This window comes from Microcoleus sp. ARI1-B5 (assembly GCF_036705795.1).
Lineage (GTDB): Bacteria > Cyanobacteriota > Cyanobacteriia > Cyanobacteriales > Microcoleaceae > Microcoleus.
The window spans coordinates 86,628-100,932 of record NZ_JAUBVK010000001.1 but is presented as its reverse complement, the minus strand read 5'-3'; the positions used below and the strand labels follow the sequence as shown (position 1 = coordinate 100,932).

Genomic DNA, 14,305 nt, shown 5'->3' with positions numbered 1-14,305 from the left:
AGAAATTAAAAGAAGACTATTCATTACCAGAAATAATTGGTTTAAAGCCTCTCCGTTTTAGGGAGAAATTAAAAGCAGACGATTCATTACTCCAATCCTCTTCCTTCCAGGTAGAGGTTGCTGTCAACTGTCCCAGGTCAACTGTCCCAGGTCAACTGAATGAATCCAATCCTCTTCCCTCCAGGTAGAGGTCGCCCTCAACTGTCAACTGTCCCAGGTCAACTGAATGAAGCACAGTCTCAGAAACCGGGTTTCTTGTCGCAGTCAGATTCTAAAAGCGTAGATTTTTGGTCGAGAAACCCGGTTTCTTTGGTGCGAGTGCATCAGTGCAGTGTCAGCAGGTTGATATCAATAAACCTTTTTAAGTTAAAATAATTATTCGGTAAATCTCATCAAAATTTTTGGATGAATCTACAGAACGATTCTAGTTACATTTATTTACACGGATTTGCTTCAAGTCCCGATTCGCTAAAAGCTAAATATTTCCGCGATCGCTTTTCTTCCCTAGGAATTGAACTCAAAACTCCCGATCTCAATCACAAGGATTTTTCGCGCCTCACCCTCACCCGCCAGTTACACCAAATAGAAACAGAATTTCTGCTTCCCCAATCCTCCCAATCAGCAGAAAATGTAAAAAATCTAGGGGAAGTTACAATCATTGGGTCGAGTTTTGGCGGGCTGACTGCGGCTTGGTTGGCCCAGCGACAATTGTCAGTAAAGCAAATAGTTTTGTTAGCACCGGCTTTTCAATTTCTCTCCCACTGGCTGCCACAATTGGGACAGCAACAGTTGGAAAAGTGGCAGTCTGAGAAATATTTGCCCGTTTACCACTACGGCGAACAGCGCTATCTGCCGCTGAATTATCAGTTTGTGGCAGATATGGCTCAATACCCTGAAGAAAAATTAATACGCTCAGTCCCTACATTAATTGTTCACGGCAAGCATGATACAATAATACCGATTCAAGCTAGCAGAAATTTTGCCGCTGACCGTCCCTGGGCGCAATTAATCGAATTAGAAGACGATCATTCTTTGGGAAATGTCCTAGCGGAAATTTGGGAAGCGATTCAAAAGTTTTGCCAATTCAACAAATAAAATTTGACCGCGCCCAAAAATGGATACCGTGTCCGGTACTCCTGTCGTGGAAAGCAAAAATTTTAGACGAAGGTTCAACCTCCCAGATTCAAAGCTGCGAGTAAATCTAAAATCTAAAATCTAAAATCGACTGACCAACTTGCAAGTCTCAACAATCAAATGACTGAACAAGATAAATCGACTCGCACCTTAGCCGTTGATATTGGCGGAAGTGGCATCAAAGTTATGGTTTTGGACGCTGAAGGTCAACCCCAAACGGAACGCAGCCGTTTAGAAACGCCTCAACCGCCGAAGCCGGAACCCGTATTAGAGACGATCGCCTCTTTAGCAAGCGGACAAGGCGAATTTGACCGAGTATCCGTCGGTTTTCCCGGTGTCGTCTGTCGCGGGATCACCAAAACCGCAGTCAATTTAGATCCGTCTTGGATAGATTTTGACCTAGCAACTACCCTCAAAGATCGCTTGGGAAAACCTGTGCGAGTGGCTAACGATGCCGATATTCAAGGATTGGGAGCAATTGCTGGGACGGGGGTAGAATTAGTCATTACCCTCGGCACCGGTTTCGGTTCTGCCTTGTTTGTCGATGGTATCTTGGTGCCAAATCTAGAATTAGGACATCACCCGTTTCGCAAAGGGGAAACTTACGAACAGCAATTAGGGCGTTTGGCATTAGATACCGTAGGTGCCAAAAGGTGGAACCGCCGTCTGGAAAAAGCGATCGCCTCTCTGCAAAATCTCTTTAACTGCGATCGCCTTTACATCGGCGGCGGCAATACTAAAAAGATTGTTTTTGAGTTACCGCCCCAGGTTAAAATAGTACCGAATGTCAGCGGTTTGTTGGGCGGGATTGCTTTGTGGCGCGATTAAATAAACTTTGTCGCTAAATTGCCCGTAAATATCAAAGAAACCGGGTTTGTGGCCAGAATTAAAGGCACTAATCCACTATTTTCTCCAAAAACCCGGTTTCTGCGTCCCCGACAGTTGATTTGGTTTTTGGCCGGTGCGGTAGAGGAGCCCTCGAAGAGGATCGCCATTTAAAACAATTATTCGCCGGTCATCGGATCGCGGTAGCGTTTGGGTTCATCCTTGCGAAACAGATTCGCCAAACCGAGGATGCCCAACAAACCCAAAGCACCCCAATGATTGTTATCACTCTTGCTTTCCTGAAACGGAGTTCTGTCTAAAATAACTCGATTAGAATCAGTATTGTTCTGTGCCGGAGCGGAATTAGTTTGAGCCGAGGCAGGCATAGCTGAAGGGAGAACACCCAAACTCAAAGCGATGAGGGTAGCGGCGGCATTTTTAGATAGATTGGAAGGCTTGACTTTCATACTTGGTTTCCAAATATCAGCAGTTACTCTATCAAAAATAATCAATTTGCCGCTGCCCCCGCATCAATCGTTCGACAGAAACTCAATTCCCTCTCTCCTCTTGCTTTCGAGATAGAAAAGGCTCTATCCTAAGTTGAGACGCCTTTGATACAGTAAAAGTAAGTCGGATGCGGCAGACATTTCAGCAGCGAGGTAAAAAAAGAAAATTTTTGCATTCGTAATTGTTCTAGACTTCTGCCTTCTGCCTTGCTTTGTAAGCTCACAACAATCTAAAATCAAAAGTTTAAGATCGTACCATGCTTCCCTTTATCCGAAAAGACTTAGCCGAACTTACCGCATACACTCCCCATCCGGGCGGCGCCTCAGGAGAATCAGCGCAGTCGGAAAGTGTACTCGATCGCCTAGACACCAACGAATGCCCTTATGATTTGCCAGAGGAATTAAAACAAAAGCTAGCTTGGACTTACCAGCAGCTAATTGAGACAAATCGCTATCCCGACGGAGGCCACGCAGCACTCAAAGAAGCGATCGCCCAATACGTCAACGAAGGGTTAAACGTCCCCCCCCTTAACAAGGGGGAGCTCCTAAACGTCCCCCCCCTTAACAAGGGGGAGCTCCTAAACGTCCCCCCCCTTAACAAGGGGGGGCTAGGGGGGGGTACACAGCCAAAAACCGCCATTACAGCCGACAATATCTCTGTCGGGAACGGTTCCGACGAACTAATTCGATCGCTCTTAATAGCTACTTGCTTGGGCGGCGCGGGCTCGATACTCGTCGCCAATCCCACATTTTCAATGTACGGAATTACCGCCCAAACCCTCGGGATTCCCGTTGTCAGCGTTCCGCGCCAAGAGGAGAATTTTGAAATTGACATCAATGCAGCAAAAAGAGCGATCTCCCAAACACAAAATCCCCCCGTGCGCATCGTCTTTGTCGTCCATCCCAATTCCCCCACAGCCAATGCTTTAACAACAGATGAAAGAGAATGGTTGCAAAGTTTGCCCGAAGATATTTTAGTGGTAATTGACGAAGCTTATTTTGAATTCAGCCAAAATACCTTAGCAGACAGATTGCACCAGCACCCGAATTGGATAATTTTGCGGACATTTTCCAAAGCATTTCGACTAGCGTCAATGAGAGTCGGATATGCGATCGCCCATCCCGAACTAACAGCCACCTTAGAAAAAATTCGCCTCCCCTACAACCTCCCCAGTTTCTCGCAAACAGCAGCCGAGTTTGCCCTGGCGCAGCGGCAGTTATTGCTAGCAGTAATTCCCGAAATTATATCAGAAAGAGGCAAATTAATTGCAGCGCTAACTCAGCATCAAAAATTGCAAGTTTGGCCGAGTGCGGCTAACTTCGTTTACCTGCGAGTGAAAGCCGCTGAGGGCGAATCGGCAGAACAAAAACACCAACAAATCATGCAGCAGCTAAAAGCTCAAGGTACTTTGATTCGCCACACAGGCGGAGGTTTGCGAATTACCGTGGGCACTCCCGAGGAAAATCAGCGCACAGTCGATCGAATTGCTGCGATTGTGACTTGACAAAAACCCTTAAAAATGGTATTAATCCAAGCAAATTACCCGGCCATTTTTAATTATCAATCTGTCGGCCCGCGCGAATGGTTTGCGGAAATACGCCGACTAAAAGTGCCAAAACTTCATCAGGAATTTGTGCCACCGTTTCCCAATCAAAATATTGTTCAAACTGAGTTAAAATCATTTGTGCCCGTTCCAAAGCTACAGGCTTTGCCGTTAACTGTTCCGTTAACCGCACCCAATGCCGCCGAATTCCAAAAGCTTTCTGTCTTGCTTCGGGAGATAGAGGGTAAACCAAACAAAAATCGCCCACGGGAATCGCCTGCTGCGAGTCAACATCAAAAGCACCCCCAACGGCAGCCCCAGGCCCGGCAAACTCCGCGTGGAAGCGTTTAATCAAAATTAGACCGTTCCGGCGACGGCTATCTACCATCAACAGCTTGCCGCTGTTGATTTCTGCGAGAATGTCAGGTGAGTGGGGGTGTTCTGTCAAATCTGTGCCAAGGTTTCGATGTCGCAAGTCCGGGTCAGCAGAAAGGCCGGCGCGGACAATACCGCTAGAGTTAAAATCAGAGGTGGATAAACTATCAAATCTGCGATACTCCAGCGAGCGATCGAGATTATTCATTTAAACTTATAAATTAATACTGTCACAAGGTGGTAGCTTGAGCGCGATCGAATATCAAATGCAGGTAGAACAAGCAGTAGACACCCTGAAAGCGGATCTCCCGACGCTTTTTGAGAAAGACATCTCCTACGACATCTACACAAAAGGTATCTATTTTCAAGACCCTGTTAACAAATTTAAAGGAAAAATCAACTATCGCATTATCTTTTGGACTCTGCGATTTCACGGACAGCTATTCTTTAGCGAGATTTACTTCGACCTGCACGACGTAGGTCAGACAGCCCCTGATGCTATTGTGGCAAATTGGACTGTTCGCGGGACACTGCGCGTACCCTGGAAAGCCCGGATATTCTTCAACGGCTATTCTACATACAAGCTGGATGAGGACGGTTTAATTTACCAACATATCGACACTTGGGACAGAAATCCCGGAGAGATTCTCCAGCAGTTTTTCCGCAAGGGCCCGGATGCGAACCAAGGATAAGCCAAAAGAGTCGATCGCGATCGACCATCTGGGTCAGCCACCAGAGTAACTTATAATGGCTAAAATAATCATCAGCCCTACGATTCATTTTCTGCTATTTGTAAACTGCTAAAATGATCGTCACCCCAGATTCATTTTCTGCGATTTGCACTCCTGAAAAACATCATGGCTGATATTGTCGAGACTGCCACTAATGCCGGCTCTTTCAAAACACTCGCGACTGTTATTGAAGCTGCCGGTTTGTTAGATTTATTGCAAAGTCCGGGCCCCTACACCGTCTTAGCACCAACTGACGAGGCATTTGCCAAAATTCCTACCAACACTATTGCCTCTTGGATGGAAGACATACCCAAACTCAAGAAAATTCTCACCTATCACATTCTGTTTGGCGAGGTACTAACTGAGAACTTGCTTGAGTTAAGTTCTGCTGAAACAGTGGAAGGTTCTGTGGTAGGAATTGATACTGCTGACGGCATTAAAATCAATGATGCTAAAGTCCTCACTTCAGATATTCTTGCCGACAACGGCGTTATCCATATCATTGATGCGGTGCTAATGCCTGCATTAGTGGCAGCACAATCAAACTAACGGTTTGATCGTTCGGACTTTAGTCCGCAATCAGAGGACTAAAGTCCGAACGAGCAAACCAATCTTAACAAACCAATCGGCGCCGTGCACCTTACGCTACAGTCTAAACTAATTATCGGAACCTAAAATCAATCCCGATCGCGCCGGCAGCATCAATTCTAAATGCCGAGTTTCCCCTTCACCTTTCCAAACAAACTCGCCTTTACCGAACAGCAATTTCTCGTGAGGAGATTTCAAATTAGCTGCCTCAAAGCTAATATGAGCTTCTTCTGTCGCGACATTAACAGCAACAACTATTTCCTCATCCCCCAAAATTCTGGCAAAAACGTAAACCGTTCCCTCAGCAAACAGAATTTGGTAGTCTCCGGTGCGAAGGGCCGCGTATTTGTGCCGCAAAGCAATCAACTGTTTGTGATAATCTAAAACATCAAGTTCCCAGTGAGCTTCTAAGGGAAAACCGCGGCGGGAATCGGGATCGAGAGCACCGGGCAAACCAACTTCATCGCCGTAGTAAATGCTGGGAGCTCCGGGAAAAGTTAACAGCAGCAAATTAGCGAGTTCGACGCTAGGTTTATCGCCTCCAGCAATTGAGATCAACCGGGCTGTATCGTGACTGGCCAACAAATTGAGTTGAGTTAGCTGTATCGGCCACGGGTAAAGTTCCAAGACCTGCTGAATTTTCTCGCCGTACTGTTTAGCAAAAAGCGCCGGATAGGGATGGTAAGAACGGCCTTCAAGTTGAGCTAAATCTACCCTGTCGCCCGCTGCAAAAGCAATTGTCGGCGCAGCAAAAAGATAATTCATTACCCCGTCAAATTGAGTGCCGTCGAGCCACTCTCTCGCATCTTCCCAAACTTCGCCGACAATGTAAGCTTCGGGATTAATTGCTTTGACTCGTTCTCGAAATTCCTGCCAAAATCCCGGGGTTTTAATTTCAAAAGGAACGTCCAGCCGCCAGCCGTCGATGCCGAATTTAATCCAGTATTCGGCGATTTCCATGATGTATTCTCGCACTTCAGGATTGTCGTGATTGAATTCCGGCAAGGCTCGATTGCCGTCCCAACCGGCATAATTAGCCGGAAAATTGCCGTCGTAGGCAGATAGCGGCCAGCCTTCTATTTTAAACCAATCCAGCCAAGGAGAACTGGGGCCGTTTTCGAGGATGTCGTGGAAGAAGAAAAAGCCGCGGCTGGCGTGGTTGAATACGCCGTCGAGGACGATTTTGATGTTGCGATCGTGGGCGGCGTCTAGCAGCTCTTTAAATGCTGGATTGCCGCCCAACATCGGATCGACTTGATAGTAGTCGTGGGTGTGGTAGCGGTGATTGCTTGCCGACTGAAATATCGGGGTGAAATAAATTGCGTTTATGCCTAAGTCTTGCAGGTAGTCTAGCTGTTCCATAACGCCCCACAAGTCGCCGCCTTTGTAGCCTTGGAGGGTGGGGATTTCGTGCCATTCTTCCCACATGAAGTTTTGCAGCAGGCGTTTGCGGGGCTGTTTGCTTTTGGCGAAGCGATCGGGGAATATTTGGTAGAATACGGCGTGTTTAACCCAGTCAGGCGTTTGAATTTGCATACACTTTTCCTAGCTTTTACGGCTTAGGCTACAGTAGCAGATGTTTCTAGGGAATCTAGCTTTTGGTAGAAAAATAGACACTTTGTCAAGTTTTGTCGATCGACCGATCGTAAAATTTTACACAAATTTCCTGTCAATCTCAGAAAATTGAAAACTGATTCTACCCTATAACTTTATCCAAACGACGGGCGGCGCGTCCTGACTGCTGTGGAGTTGGACACACGAGAGACAACAGGAACGCCAGCAGAAACAACGGGATCGAGCTCAAGCTCAACAACAGCGCTCTTGGGTGAAAAACAGAGCGCTAGCGGACGAAAGGTGCCCGAACCCAACTCGAACAAGAACAACAGCGCCAGGAGCCTGGATGGAGAAATGGGCCGAACCGGGAATTCACCCAGAAAACTTGTAATGTACAGCCAAAACCCCGAACCTTATTCTTTTGTTAAACTGCCCTTATTTACTGATGGGTATTTTAACCCACAACTCCCAATTTTTTCAAGATCCATTATTTATTGATGAGTATTTTCACTTACAGCTCAAAACTCCTAACTCCTGTCGCGCAGGCACTCCAACTCTGATAAACCGGGTTTTTCAACTGTTATTCCGGGTTTGAACGAAGTATTTGGATTAAACAACTCGGTTTTTGCGTCAGCGACTGAACTCATGACTCAAAACTTCCTCGCTCCCCCCCTTGTCAAGAAGCCCTCACCATCCGACACTGTACTTGGAGAGTTAATCGACCCTAGGGAGAAAGTTCCTTGAAAAAAGTCTTAGCCATCATCCTCGGTGGCGGTGTAGGCACCCGCCTTTACCCCCTAACCAAACTGCGAGCCAAACCCGCAGTTCCCCTTGCAGGCAAATATCGCCTCATCGATATTCCTGTCAGCAACTGCATCAACTCCGAAATAGTCAAAATCTACGTCCTCACCCAATTCAACTCGGCATCCCTCAACCGTCACATCTCTCGCACCTACCAGTTTTCCGGCTTCACCGAGGGATTTGTCGAGGTGCTCGCCGCCCAGCAAACTCAGGAAAACCCCAACTGGTTTCAAGGGACAGCCGACGCTGTTCGCCAATATCTCTCGCTGCTAGAACAGTGGGACGTTGACGAATACTTGATTCTCTCAGGCGACCACCTCTACCGCATGGACTACCAGAAGTTTGTGGATAGACACCGCGAAACCAACGCCGATATCACGCTCTCGGTTTTGCCAATGGACGAGAAGCGCGCCTCGGATTTTGGTTTGATGAAAATCGACGACAACGGCCGCATTGTTTCTTTCAGCGAAAAGCCAAAAGGCGATGCGCTCAAACAAATGCAGGTGGATACTACTAAACTGGGACTGACAGCGCAGCAGGCTCAGGAAAGTCCTTACATTGCTTCGATGGGGATTTACGTCTTCAAAAAAGAAGTTCTGATTAAACTCCTTAAAGAATCTCCAAACCAAACTGATTTTGGTAAAGAGATTATTCCGGCTTCTTCAAAAGACCACAACGTTCAAGCTTATTTGTTTGACGATTACTGGGAAGATATCGGAACCATTGAGGCTTTTTACGATGCTAACATGGCCCTGACAAAACAGCCTAAGCCGCCTTTCAGTTTCTACGATGAAAATGCGCCGATTTACACTCGCCCGCGTTTCTTGCCGCCGACTAAGCTTTTAGATACTACGGTCACTGAATCGATTATTGCTGAAGGCTGCATTCTCAAACAGTGCCGGATCGACCATTCTGTGTTGGGAGTTCGATCGCGCATTGAAGCTGGATGTACGATTCAAGATACCCTGGTCATGGGTGCTGACTTCTACGAACCCGACGCCGAACGGCATTCGAGTTTGGACAGCGGCGGCGTCGCCCTCGGTATCGGTGCAGATACTACAATTCGCCGCGCAATTGTGGATAAAAATGCCCGCATCGGCCGCAACGTTCAAATAATTAATAAAGACCGAGTGGAAGAAGCCAACCGCGAAAACCAAGGTTTTTATATCCGCAGCGGCATTGTTGTAGTCCTGAAAAATGCCACGATTCCTGATGGAACTATCATTTAGTTATTAGTCATTAGTCATTAGTCGTCAGTCATTAGTTTTTTTCAGTTAAAATCTGTTATCTGCCAGCCAGTGACTGATGATAAATAAATAAATTAGTGACAGATCGCCAATGACCGATGACTGATGACTGATGACTGATGACAAAATTATTATTTTTTAGTTCAATGTTAATGGCAACCACTGATGCCCGGTTGTCGAAATACTTGGCTTTATTCAAACCCAGGCGCATTAATAAGGGACAGTCTCTGTTTCGGTCTGCTGTGATACAGATATGTTCGATCGCCTGCGTCGGACGGATAGCTTCTGATTCTTGTATTTGCGATCGTAGCACGACTGACAAATGCGCTGCCCGTTTCTGAGCACAACACAACTCTCGGAACTATCTTTCCAATCGTCGCAGCAGCCGCAAGGCCAACTCAGCATATAATTCATAATATTAGCACCCTCGTAGCGTTAAAAGCTGATTGATATACTATCCTATCTTAATTTTTCAAAAAGTGTGTGTTCTAGTTAACAGACAGCGGAGAGATTATGTTATATACCTTTGACTTAAATGTATGCAGAGGCTGTAAAAATAAGATTGTACAGAACCGCTCTGGGGGGAGGAAAAAATATGTCAAAAGATTGTGGAATTACGGCGCGCTTGAGGGTATAATAGGGTCGAAAGTGACGCAGCAGATTCGACCGGAATTGCTGATGAGAACCTGTTAGGATTTGCGCAGGATGAAAAGCTAGAGAAAGAAAAGTTCGATCGCGAACCGGCACCGCAAAAAAAGAGCAAAAAAAGATCGATCGTCAGTGCGAGTCAACCCGACGGGCGATCGCGCCCACAACCGCAGCAGCTTTCTCCGGCGGGCCTCAACTCTCACGTGCTCTCGCCACCACGCCAAAATCCCGAAGCAGCCAACACCTCAAAATCTCCAACAGCAGCGGGGTGCGGAAATTGCGATGTCCCGCAAGCAACAACCGAACTCGATCGAGTCCAAAACTTTGATAACCTATAATTTGAAGAAGGAAGAAGGAAGAAAGAAGATGGAAGTCGGAAAAAGTCCGATGGAAGTCGGAAGAGGTGCAACGCGAGAACGTCCTCACCGTCGGGCGCGGTTGCTGTAATTCGCCATCCTGCTAATTTGGGATTTATTCTTTCTAACAACGAACAACTAACAATTAACAACTAACAACTAACAACTAATAAAGAGAGGATTACTTAATGGCTGCAACAGATTTTAAAGACTATTACGCTATTTTGGGACTCAACAAAACCGCCAGCTCTGACGAAATTAAAAAAACATTTCGCAAACTAGCCCGGAAATATCACCCGGACATGAACCCGGGGAACAAAGAAGCCGAAGCTCGTTTTAAAGAAGTAAACGAAGCTTACGAAGTGCTTTCAGACCCAGAAAAACGCAAAAAATACGATCAATACGGTCAATACTGGAAGCAAGCGGCTACAACTGGCGGCGGATGGCCCGGTGGCGCGGGTACGACTGTAGACTTTGGCGGCGTTGAATTCAGCCAGTACGGCAGTTTTGACGAATTTATTAATGCCTTGCTCGGCCGCGCAGCCGGCAGCAGTGCCGGTAGCAGCCGCAGCAGCAAGTGGAATTACAGCAGCCAGCGCACCAGCACCGGCGGGCCTGCGGGTTTTGGCGGATTTGAAGATTTCGCTGGCTACGATAACCGCAGCGGCGGAGGCACTCGCGACACTGAGGTGACAATTTCCCTGACTCTGGGGGAAGCATTTCGCGGCACTTCCAAGCGAGTCGCTACTGGTGAAGTTTCGATTCCTGCGGGAGTGAAAACTGGCAGCAAAATTCGGGTGAAAGGCAAAGGTCAAGTTGACCCGTACACGAAGCAGCAGGGAGATTTGTACCTAAAATTAGAAGTTTTACCTCACCCTTTCTTCCAGTTTGAGGGAGAGAATTTGGTCTGCGAAGTGCCGATAACTCCCGATGAAGCGGTGTTGGGAGCTTCTATTGAAGTGCCGGCGCCTGAAGGTACGATCGTTGTAAAATTTCCGCCCGGGATGCGCTCGGGTCAGTCTTTGCGGTTGCGCGGGAAGGGATGGCCGAAACCGAAGAAAGAGGAACGCACTGATTTGTTGGTGAAAATTGCGATCGTCCCACCGAAAGAACTCACCGCCGAGGAACGCGAATGCTATGAGAAAATCAAGGCTAATCGCACTTTTAATCCCCGCAGCACTCTCAACCAGATGGCACTTTAATCTTAATTCCCAGAAGCAACTACTGGTGCGATCGATGCCAACAGCAGAAAAAGTGAGTGATGGGCGATCGCTAATCCAGCGGTTTAAGCCTAACGTCTTTAGTCCCGGACGCACACACCCGGTTTTTGCAGACAATATGGGGTTTAGCAGCGACCAATACACTCAAAAACCGGGTTGTGAATTCCCTGTACCTCTAGGACTTTTCGTCAAAGTTTTTTCCCCGAGACAAGTAGCTGGAAAAACTGCTGACATGAATGTTGTTAGCAGTCCGAGTGTAGCGTTTTGAAAGTAATCGATGTTCGCCGTTCGCGTGTCATCGAGACGGGCAATTAGCATGAACTGCGAACTGCCAACAGCTTGACCCGAGACGGGCACCTTAAACCTAATTCGATCTTACTCATCGCTAGCTGTTAGCTGAGTGGGTTGGCGACCTTGCTTGATGTTAATGCTAATTTTTTTAGCTCCTTTCTTCTCCAAATCTTTGATGTAGCTGCTCGTATTATTAGAAGCTTCATCCTTGGTTTCGTAGGGACCAAAGTAATAGGTGCGCTTGGGCGAATCTGTGTCAACTTCCACCCACCACTCGCGACCTCTACTGCTGCCCATCGGTTGAGTCAGTATCCAGAAAGCAGCAATGTACATACCGAATAGATAAAGTCCGAACATAGTAGCTCCCCCCGAAGTTAAGTAGTTTTTACTGTTCTTAACTTAGCGGGACAAATAGCTCGATGGGATCGTCCTCAGTGCTGATTTAGCCCCCGTAATTGTTCAGAGTAAATGCTGGCTAGCATCAGCATTTTGGTGGAGAAGAGGCAGAGTTTTAATCGGCATCTACCAAAAAAATCCGCAAATCAAGAACTAGAATAAAACGATGCTTAATTTTATTGTTGAGGCTTGAGTTATAGCAGTGGACAGTTGACAGTGGACAGTTGACAGCTTGCCCCCCGAGCGAAGTCGAAGGGTTGACCTGTGACAGTTGCACAGTACGGGAATCAAACATTTATGCTTGACGGGTATCGGCTCTATTCATCAGGTTATTTATGTCCGCGCCCGATGTGGCGGTTGCTATAATTGAAAACTCAAACAGAACTGACGAACTCTTGACGCGCCGAAACCGGGTTGTTTAACCGATACTTCTCAGGATAGAGGGAGTATCTCAGTCAAAAAACCCGGTTTCGGCAGGCTGAACTATCAAAATTATTAAGCAGCGATACCCTCTGAGAATTCACTTTCGCAAATGGTGATCTCCGAAGGATGACACCGTTTGATGCGAATGCTAACTCTTTTGGCTCCCTCGCTTTCCAAGTCTTCGATGTAGCCTGGAGTATTGCTGGATGCTTCTTTCTCGGTGTCGAAGGGGCCAAAATAGTAGGTACAGTGGGGCAAATCTGTGACGATTTCTACCCACCATTTCTCCGGGCTGCGGCGGCCGGGCCCCGCAAACACGGACAAGACTCCGACGTAGAGACAAAATAAATAAAATCCAAGCATTTTTCCTCTTTAGGGGTTATTTATTTTCTAACAGGACTTGCGTCCTCGCGACTCTCATCTACCGGGTTCCCCAATCTTCGCATCGCCCTTTACCTGAGAATTTTGTCCCTAAAACCCGGTTTCTGCATCCAAGACAATCTAACTTTATCAAAACAATTTGTGCGATCGCATCGACCGGAGTGCTGATTTTGAGGCGAGAAGAGAATTGCACTGAATCAGCTATTTTGCATAGAAATTTAAGCTTGATGGCGGGCCTTGAATGCCAACCCCACAAGAGTTTAAGTACGCAGTAGCTGACAAGTTAAATGCGCGAAAGCTTAGTTCGGGAAATACGCCGGAATATAGAGAGACCTTAGGCTAGCAACCCCACAGCTTCAAAACTGTTGCTAAAATAGCAAAACCCGCCGGGGCGGGTTGTGTTGTTCAGCTATAAAATTCCTCAAACCAATCTGATTTGTCGGCCCACCTCAGCAGGCCCAGACTTAGCGCTTGCCTTTGGGGAACTGTTCGATGCCAGCCCAACCGTAAAAAACCAGCTCGTCGTTCTGAACTCGACAGCGGTCTACTCGCAGTTGAGTGCCTTCTAAGGCAAATTTGTCTAAGTCTAGCAAGTTATTTACGTGGGCAATTATAGCTTGACCCAAGTCTATTGCTTGCCCGTCACCGCCGTAAGTAACGCTGACAAATTGGATTTTGCGTCGGTCTTCTACTTGCAATTGAGCTGTAATATCTATTTTGACTGGTTCGCTGTCCTGGCCGATCGTAATTTCGGACTGAAGCCGAATAGATTTGTCGGCTCCGAAGCTGACTTCAGTGTTTTGAAAGTGCAGAGATTGGTCTTGGTAACTCAGCTTCTGGAGTTTTTCAACTACAAAAGGCGTATTGAATGAGGTGGTTAAATCCGATCGGCTTAATACTACTCGCATATTTGCCTGGGTAGGCTGCCGCAATTTTACTTGGCCTGCAAAAATCGCCCCAAAATCAATGGAGAGTGCTTGCAAGTAGAGTTCCATCACTTCTATGCGGAGGCCGTTGTACATCAACATACCTTTGCCAACGAAGTCGAAACCGTCGATGCTTCCCTGCAAGAGTTTGGCCACAGGTTCGACTCGGATGTTGGCTTCTGCCTTTTCAGAACGTTTGAATAAGGCTGCGATCGCAGCTCCTGCTACTTTGCTGACAAGGCGATCGCCACTTTGACCTTGAAAGGATCCGCTAAACAAAGCTGCTACCATTTATGCGTTTGCTCATCTACAGTCGCCATTATAACCTCTGATTAAGAAATGTTAAAATAGCTTGTGCT

General features: G+C 46.9%; 16 protein-coding genes. 9 read left to right on the top strand and 7 right to left on the bottom strand.

Going from position 1 to position 14,305, the window contains the following annotated elements:
• The first annotated feature begins 405 nt into the window (after positions 1 to 405).
• Positions 406 to 1,095 carry a YqiA/YcfP family alpha/beta fold hydrolase gene (locus tag QUB63_RS00415; protein WP_332942783.1) on the top strand — a complete coding sequence of 230 codons (690 nt, stop codon included), beginning with the start codon at positions 406 to 408 and terminating at the stop codon, positions 1,093 to 1,095.
• A 159-nt stretch (positions 1,096 to 1,254) separates the two neighbouring features.
• On the top strand, positions 1,255 to 1,962 hold the full coding sequence (locus QUB63_RS00410; protein ID WP_332942782.1) for an ROK family protein: 708 nt from the start codon (positions 1,255 to 1,257) through the stop codon (positions 1,960 to 1,962).
• Positions 1,963 to 2,138: 176 nt separating this feature from the next.
• On the opposite strand, the gene QUB63_RS00405 is transcribed toward QUB63_RS00410, so the two are convergent.
• A complete protein-coding gene (locus tag QUB63_RS00405; protein ID WP_332942781.1) occupies positions 2,139 to 2,426 on the bottom strand; it encodes a WGxxGxxG family protein in 288 nt (95 codons plus the stop codon).
• 296 nt (positions 2,427 to 2,722) lie between these two features.
• Here QUB63_RS00405 and QUB63_RS00400 point away from each other — a divergent pair, with 296 nt between their 5' ends.
• Positions 2,723 to 3,970 (top strand): histidinol-phosphate transaminase, encoded by a 1,248-nt coding sequence (locus tag QUB63_RS00400; protein WP_332942780.1) that lies wholly within the window; start codon positions 2,723 to 2,725, stop codon positions 3,968 to 3,970.
• A 49-nt stretch (positions 3,971 to 4,019) separates the two neighbouring features.
• On the opposite strand, the gene QUB63_RS00395 is transcribed toward QUB63_RS00400, so the two are convergent.
• On the bottom strand, positions 4,020 to 4,592 hold the full coding sequence (locus tag QUB63_RS00395) for a hypothetical protein (protein WP_332942779.1): 573 nt from the start codon (positions 4,590 to 4,592) through the stop codon (positions 4,020 to 4,022).
• Positions 4,593 to 4,650: 58 nt separating this feature from the next.
• Between QUB63_RS00395 and QUB63_RS00390 the strand changes: the two genes are divergently transcribed.
• Both QUB63_RS00390 and QUB63_RS00385 read left to right on the top strand, forming a co-directional pair.
• Positions 4,651 to 5,076 (top strand): DUF2358 domain-containing protein, encoded by a 426-nt coding sequence (locus tag QUB63_RS00390; RefSeq protein ID WP_332943252.1) that lies wholly within the window; start codon positions 4,651 to 4,653, stop codon positions 5,074 to 5,076.
• A gap of 165 nt (positions 5,077 to 5,241) precedes the next feature.
• A complete protein-coding gene (locus tag QUB63_RS00385) occupies positions 5,242 to 5,664 on the top strand; it encodes a fasciclin domain-containing protein (RefSeq protein ID WP_332942778.1) in 423 nt (140 codons plus the stop codon).
• Positions 5,665 to 5,772: 108 nt separating this feature from the next.
• On the opposite strand, the gene QUB63_RS00380 is transcribed toward QUB63_RS00385, so the two are convergent.
• On the bottom strand, positions 5,773 to 7,239 hold the full coding sequence (locus tag QUB63_RS00380) for a glycoside hydrolase family 13 protein (RefSeq protein ID WP_332942777.1): 1,467 nt from the start codon (positions 7,237 to 7,239) through the stop codon (positions 5,773 to 5,775).
• Between the two features lie 758 nt (positions 7,240 to 7,997).
• Between QUB63_RS00380 and QUB63_RS00375 the strand changes: the two genes are divergently transcribed.
• Positions 7,998 to 9,287 (top strand): glucose-1-phosphate adenylyltransferase, encoded by a 1,290-nt coding sequence (locus tag QUB63_RS00375; RefSeq protein WP_332942776.1) that lies wholly within the window; start codon positions 7,998 to 8,000, stop codon positions 9,285 to 9,287.
• Between the two features lie 55 nt (positions 9,288 to 9,342).
• Here the strand turns inward: QUB63_RS00375 and QUB63_RS00370 are convergent, their stop codons facing one another.
• Positions 9,343 to 9,627: a hypothetical protein gene (locus tag QUB63_RS00370; RefSeq protein WP_332942775.1), complete on the bottom strand. Its 285-nt coding sequence runs from the start codon at positions 9,625 to 9,627 to the stop codon at positions 9,343 to 9,345.
• 458 nt (positions 9,628 to 10,085) lie between these two features.
• Here QUB63_RS00370 and QUB63_RS00365 point away from each other — a divergent pair, with 458 nt between their 5' ends.
• The 3 genes from QUB63_RS00365 to QUB63_RS00355 all read left to right on the top strand — a co-directional run bounded on the left by QUB63_RS00365 (position 10,086) and on the right by QUB63_RS00355 (position 11,797).
• On the top strand, positions 10,086 to 10,400 hold the full coding sequence (locus QUB63_RS00365) for a hypothetical protein (RefSeq protein WP_332942774.1): 315 nt from the start codon (positions 10,086 to 10,088) through the stop codon (positions 10,398 to 10,400).
• Positions 10,401 to 10,497: 97 nt separating this feature from the next.
• Complete coding sequence (locus QUB63_RS00360) at positions 10,498 to 11,511, top strand: DnaJ C-terminal domain-containing protein (RefSeq protein ID WP_332942773.1); 1,014 nt, start codon at positions 10,498 to 10,500, stop codon at positions 11,509 to 11,511.
• Positions 11,447 to 11,797, top strand: coding sequence for a hypothetical protein (locus QUB63_RS00355; RefSeq protein ID WP_332943267.1), 351 nt, complete (start codon positions 11,447 to 11,449; stop codon positions 11,795 to 11,797). The genes QUB63_RS00360 and QUB63_RS00355 overlap by 65 nt, the downstream gene beginning before the upstream one ends.
• A 107-nt stretch (positions 11,798 to 11,904) precedes the next feature.
• On the opposite strand, the gene QUB63_RS00350 is transcribed toward QUB63_RS00355, so the two are convergent.
• From QUB63_RS00350 to QUB63_RS00340, 3 genes are all read right to left on the bottom strand, one after another.
• Positions 11,905 to 12,177: a DUF1816 domain-containing protein gene (locus QUB63_RS00350; protein WP_332942772.1), complete on the bottom strand. Its 273-nt coding sequence runs from the start codon at positions 12,175 to 12,177 to the stop codon at positions 11,905 to 11,907.
• 534 nt (positions 12,178 to 12,711) lie between these two features.
• Positions 12,712 to 13,002, bottom strand: coding sequence for a DUF1816 domain-containing protein (locus QUB63_RS00345; RefSeq protein ID WP_332942771.1), 291 nt, complete (start codon positions 13,000 to 13,002; stop codon positions 12,712 to 12,714).
• 482 nt (positions 13,003 to 13,484) lie between these two features.
• Positions 13,485 to 14,237: an LmeA family phospholipid-binding protein gene (locus QUB63_RS00340; protein ID WP_332942770.1), complete on the bottom strand. Its 753-nt coding sequence runs from the start codon at positions 14,235 to 14,237 to the stop codon at positions 13,485 to 13,487.
• Positions 14,238 to 14,305: the final 68 nt, after the last annotated feature.

Bases quoted from the DNA above. Each gene is read 5' to 3' on its own strand.
- QUB63_RS00415 (WP_332942783.1), top strand. From the start codon at position 406: ATGAATCTACAGAACGATTCTAGTTACATTTATTTACACGGATTTGCT.
- QUB63_RS00410 (WP_332942782.1), top strand. From the start codon at position 1,255: ATGACTGAACAAGATAAATCGACTCGCACCTTAGCCGTTGATATTGGC.
- QUB63_RS00405 (WP_332942781.1), bottom strand. From the start codon at position 2,426: ATGAAAGTCAAGCCTTCCAATCTATCTAAAAATGCCGCCGCTACCCTC.
- QUB63_RS00400 (WP_332942780.1), top strand. From the start codon at position 2,723: ATGCTTCCCTTTATCCGAAAAGACTTAGCCGAACTTACCGCATACACT.
- QUB63_RS00395 (WP_332942779.1), bottom strand. From the start codon at position 4,592: ATGAATAATCTCGATCGCTCGCTGGAGTATCGCAGATTTGATAGTTTA.
- QUB63_RS00390 (WP_332943252.1), top strand. From the start codon at position 4,651: ATGCAGGTAGAACAAGCAGTAGACACCCTGAAAGCGGATCTCCCGACG.
- QUB63_RS00385 (WP_332942778.1), top strand. From the start codon at position 5,242: ATGGCTGATATTGTCGAGACTGCCACTAATGCCGGCTCTTTCAAAACA.
- QUB63_RS00380 (WP_332942777.1), bottom strand. From the start codon at position 7,239: ATGCAAATTCAAACGCCTGACTGGGTTAAACACGCCGTATTCTACCAA.
- QUB63_RS00360 (WP_332942773.1), top strand. From the start codon at position 10,498: ATGGCTGCAACAGATTTTAAAGACTATTACGCTATTTTGGGACTCAAC.
- QUB63_RS00355 (WP_332943267.1), top strand. From the start codon at position 11,447: ATGAGAAAATCAAGGCTAATCGCACTTTTAATCCCCGCAGCACTCTCA.
- QUB63_RS00350 (WP_332942772.1), bottom strand. From the start codon at position 12,177: ATGTTCGGACTTTATCTATTCGGTATGTACATTGCTGCTTTCTGGATA.
- QUB63_RS00345 (WP_332942771.1), bottom strand. From the start codon at position 13,002: ATGCTTGGATTTTATTTATTTTGTCTCTACGTCGGAGTCTTGTCCGTG.
- QUB63_RS00340 (WP_332942770.1), bottom strand. From the start codon at position 14,237: ATGGTAGCAGCTTTGTTTAGCGGATCCTTTCAAGGTCAAAGTGGCGAT.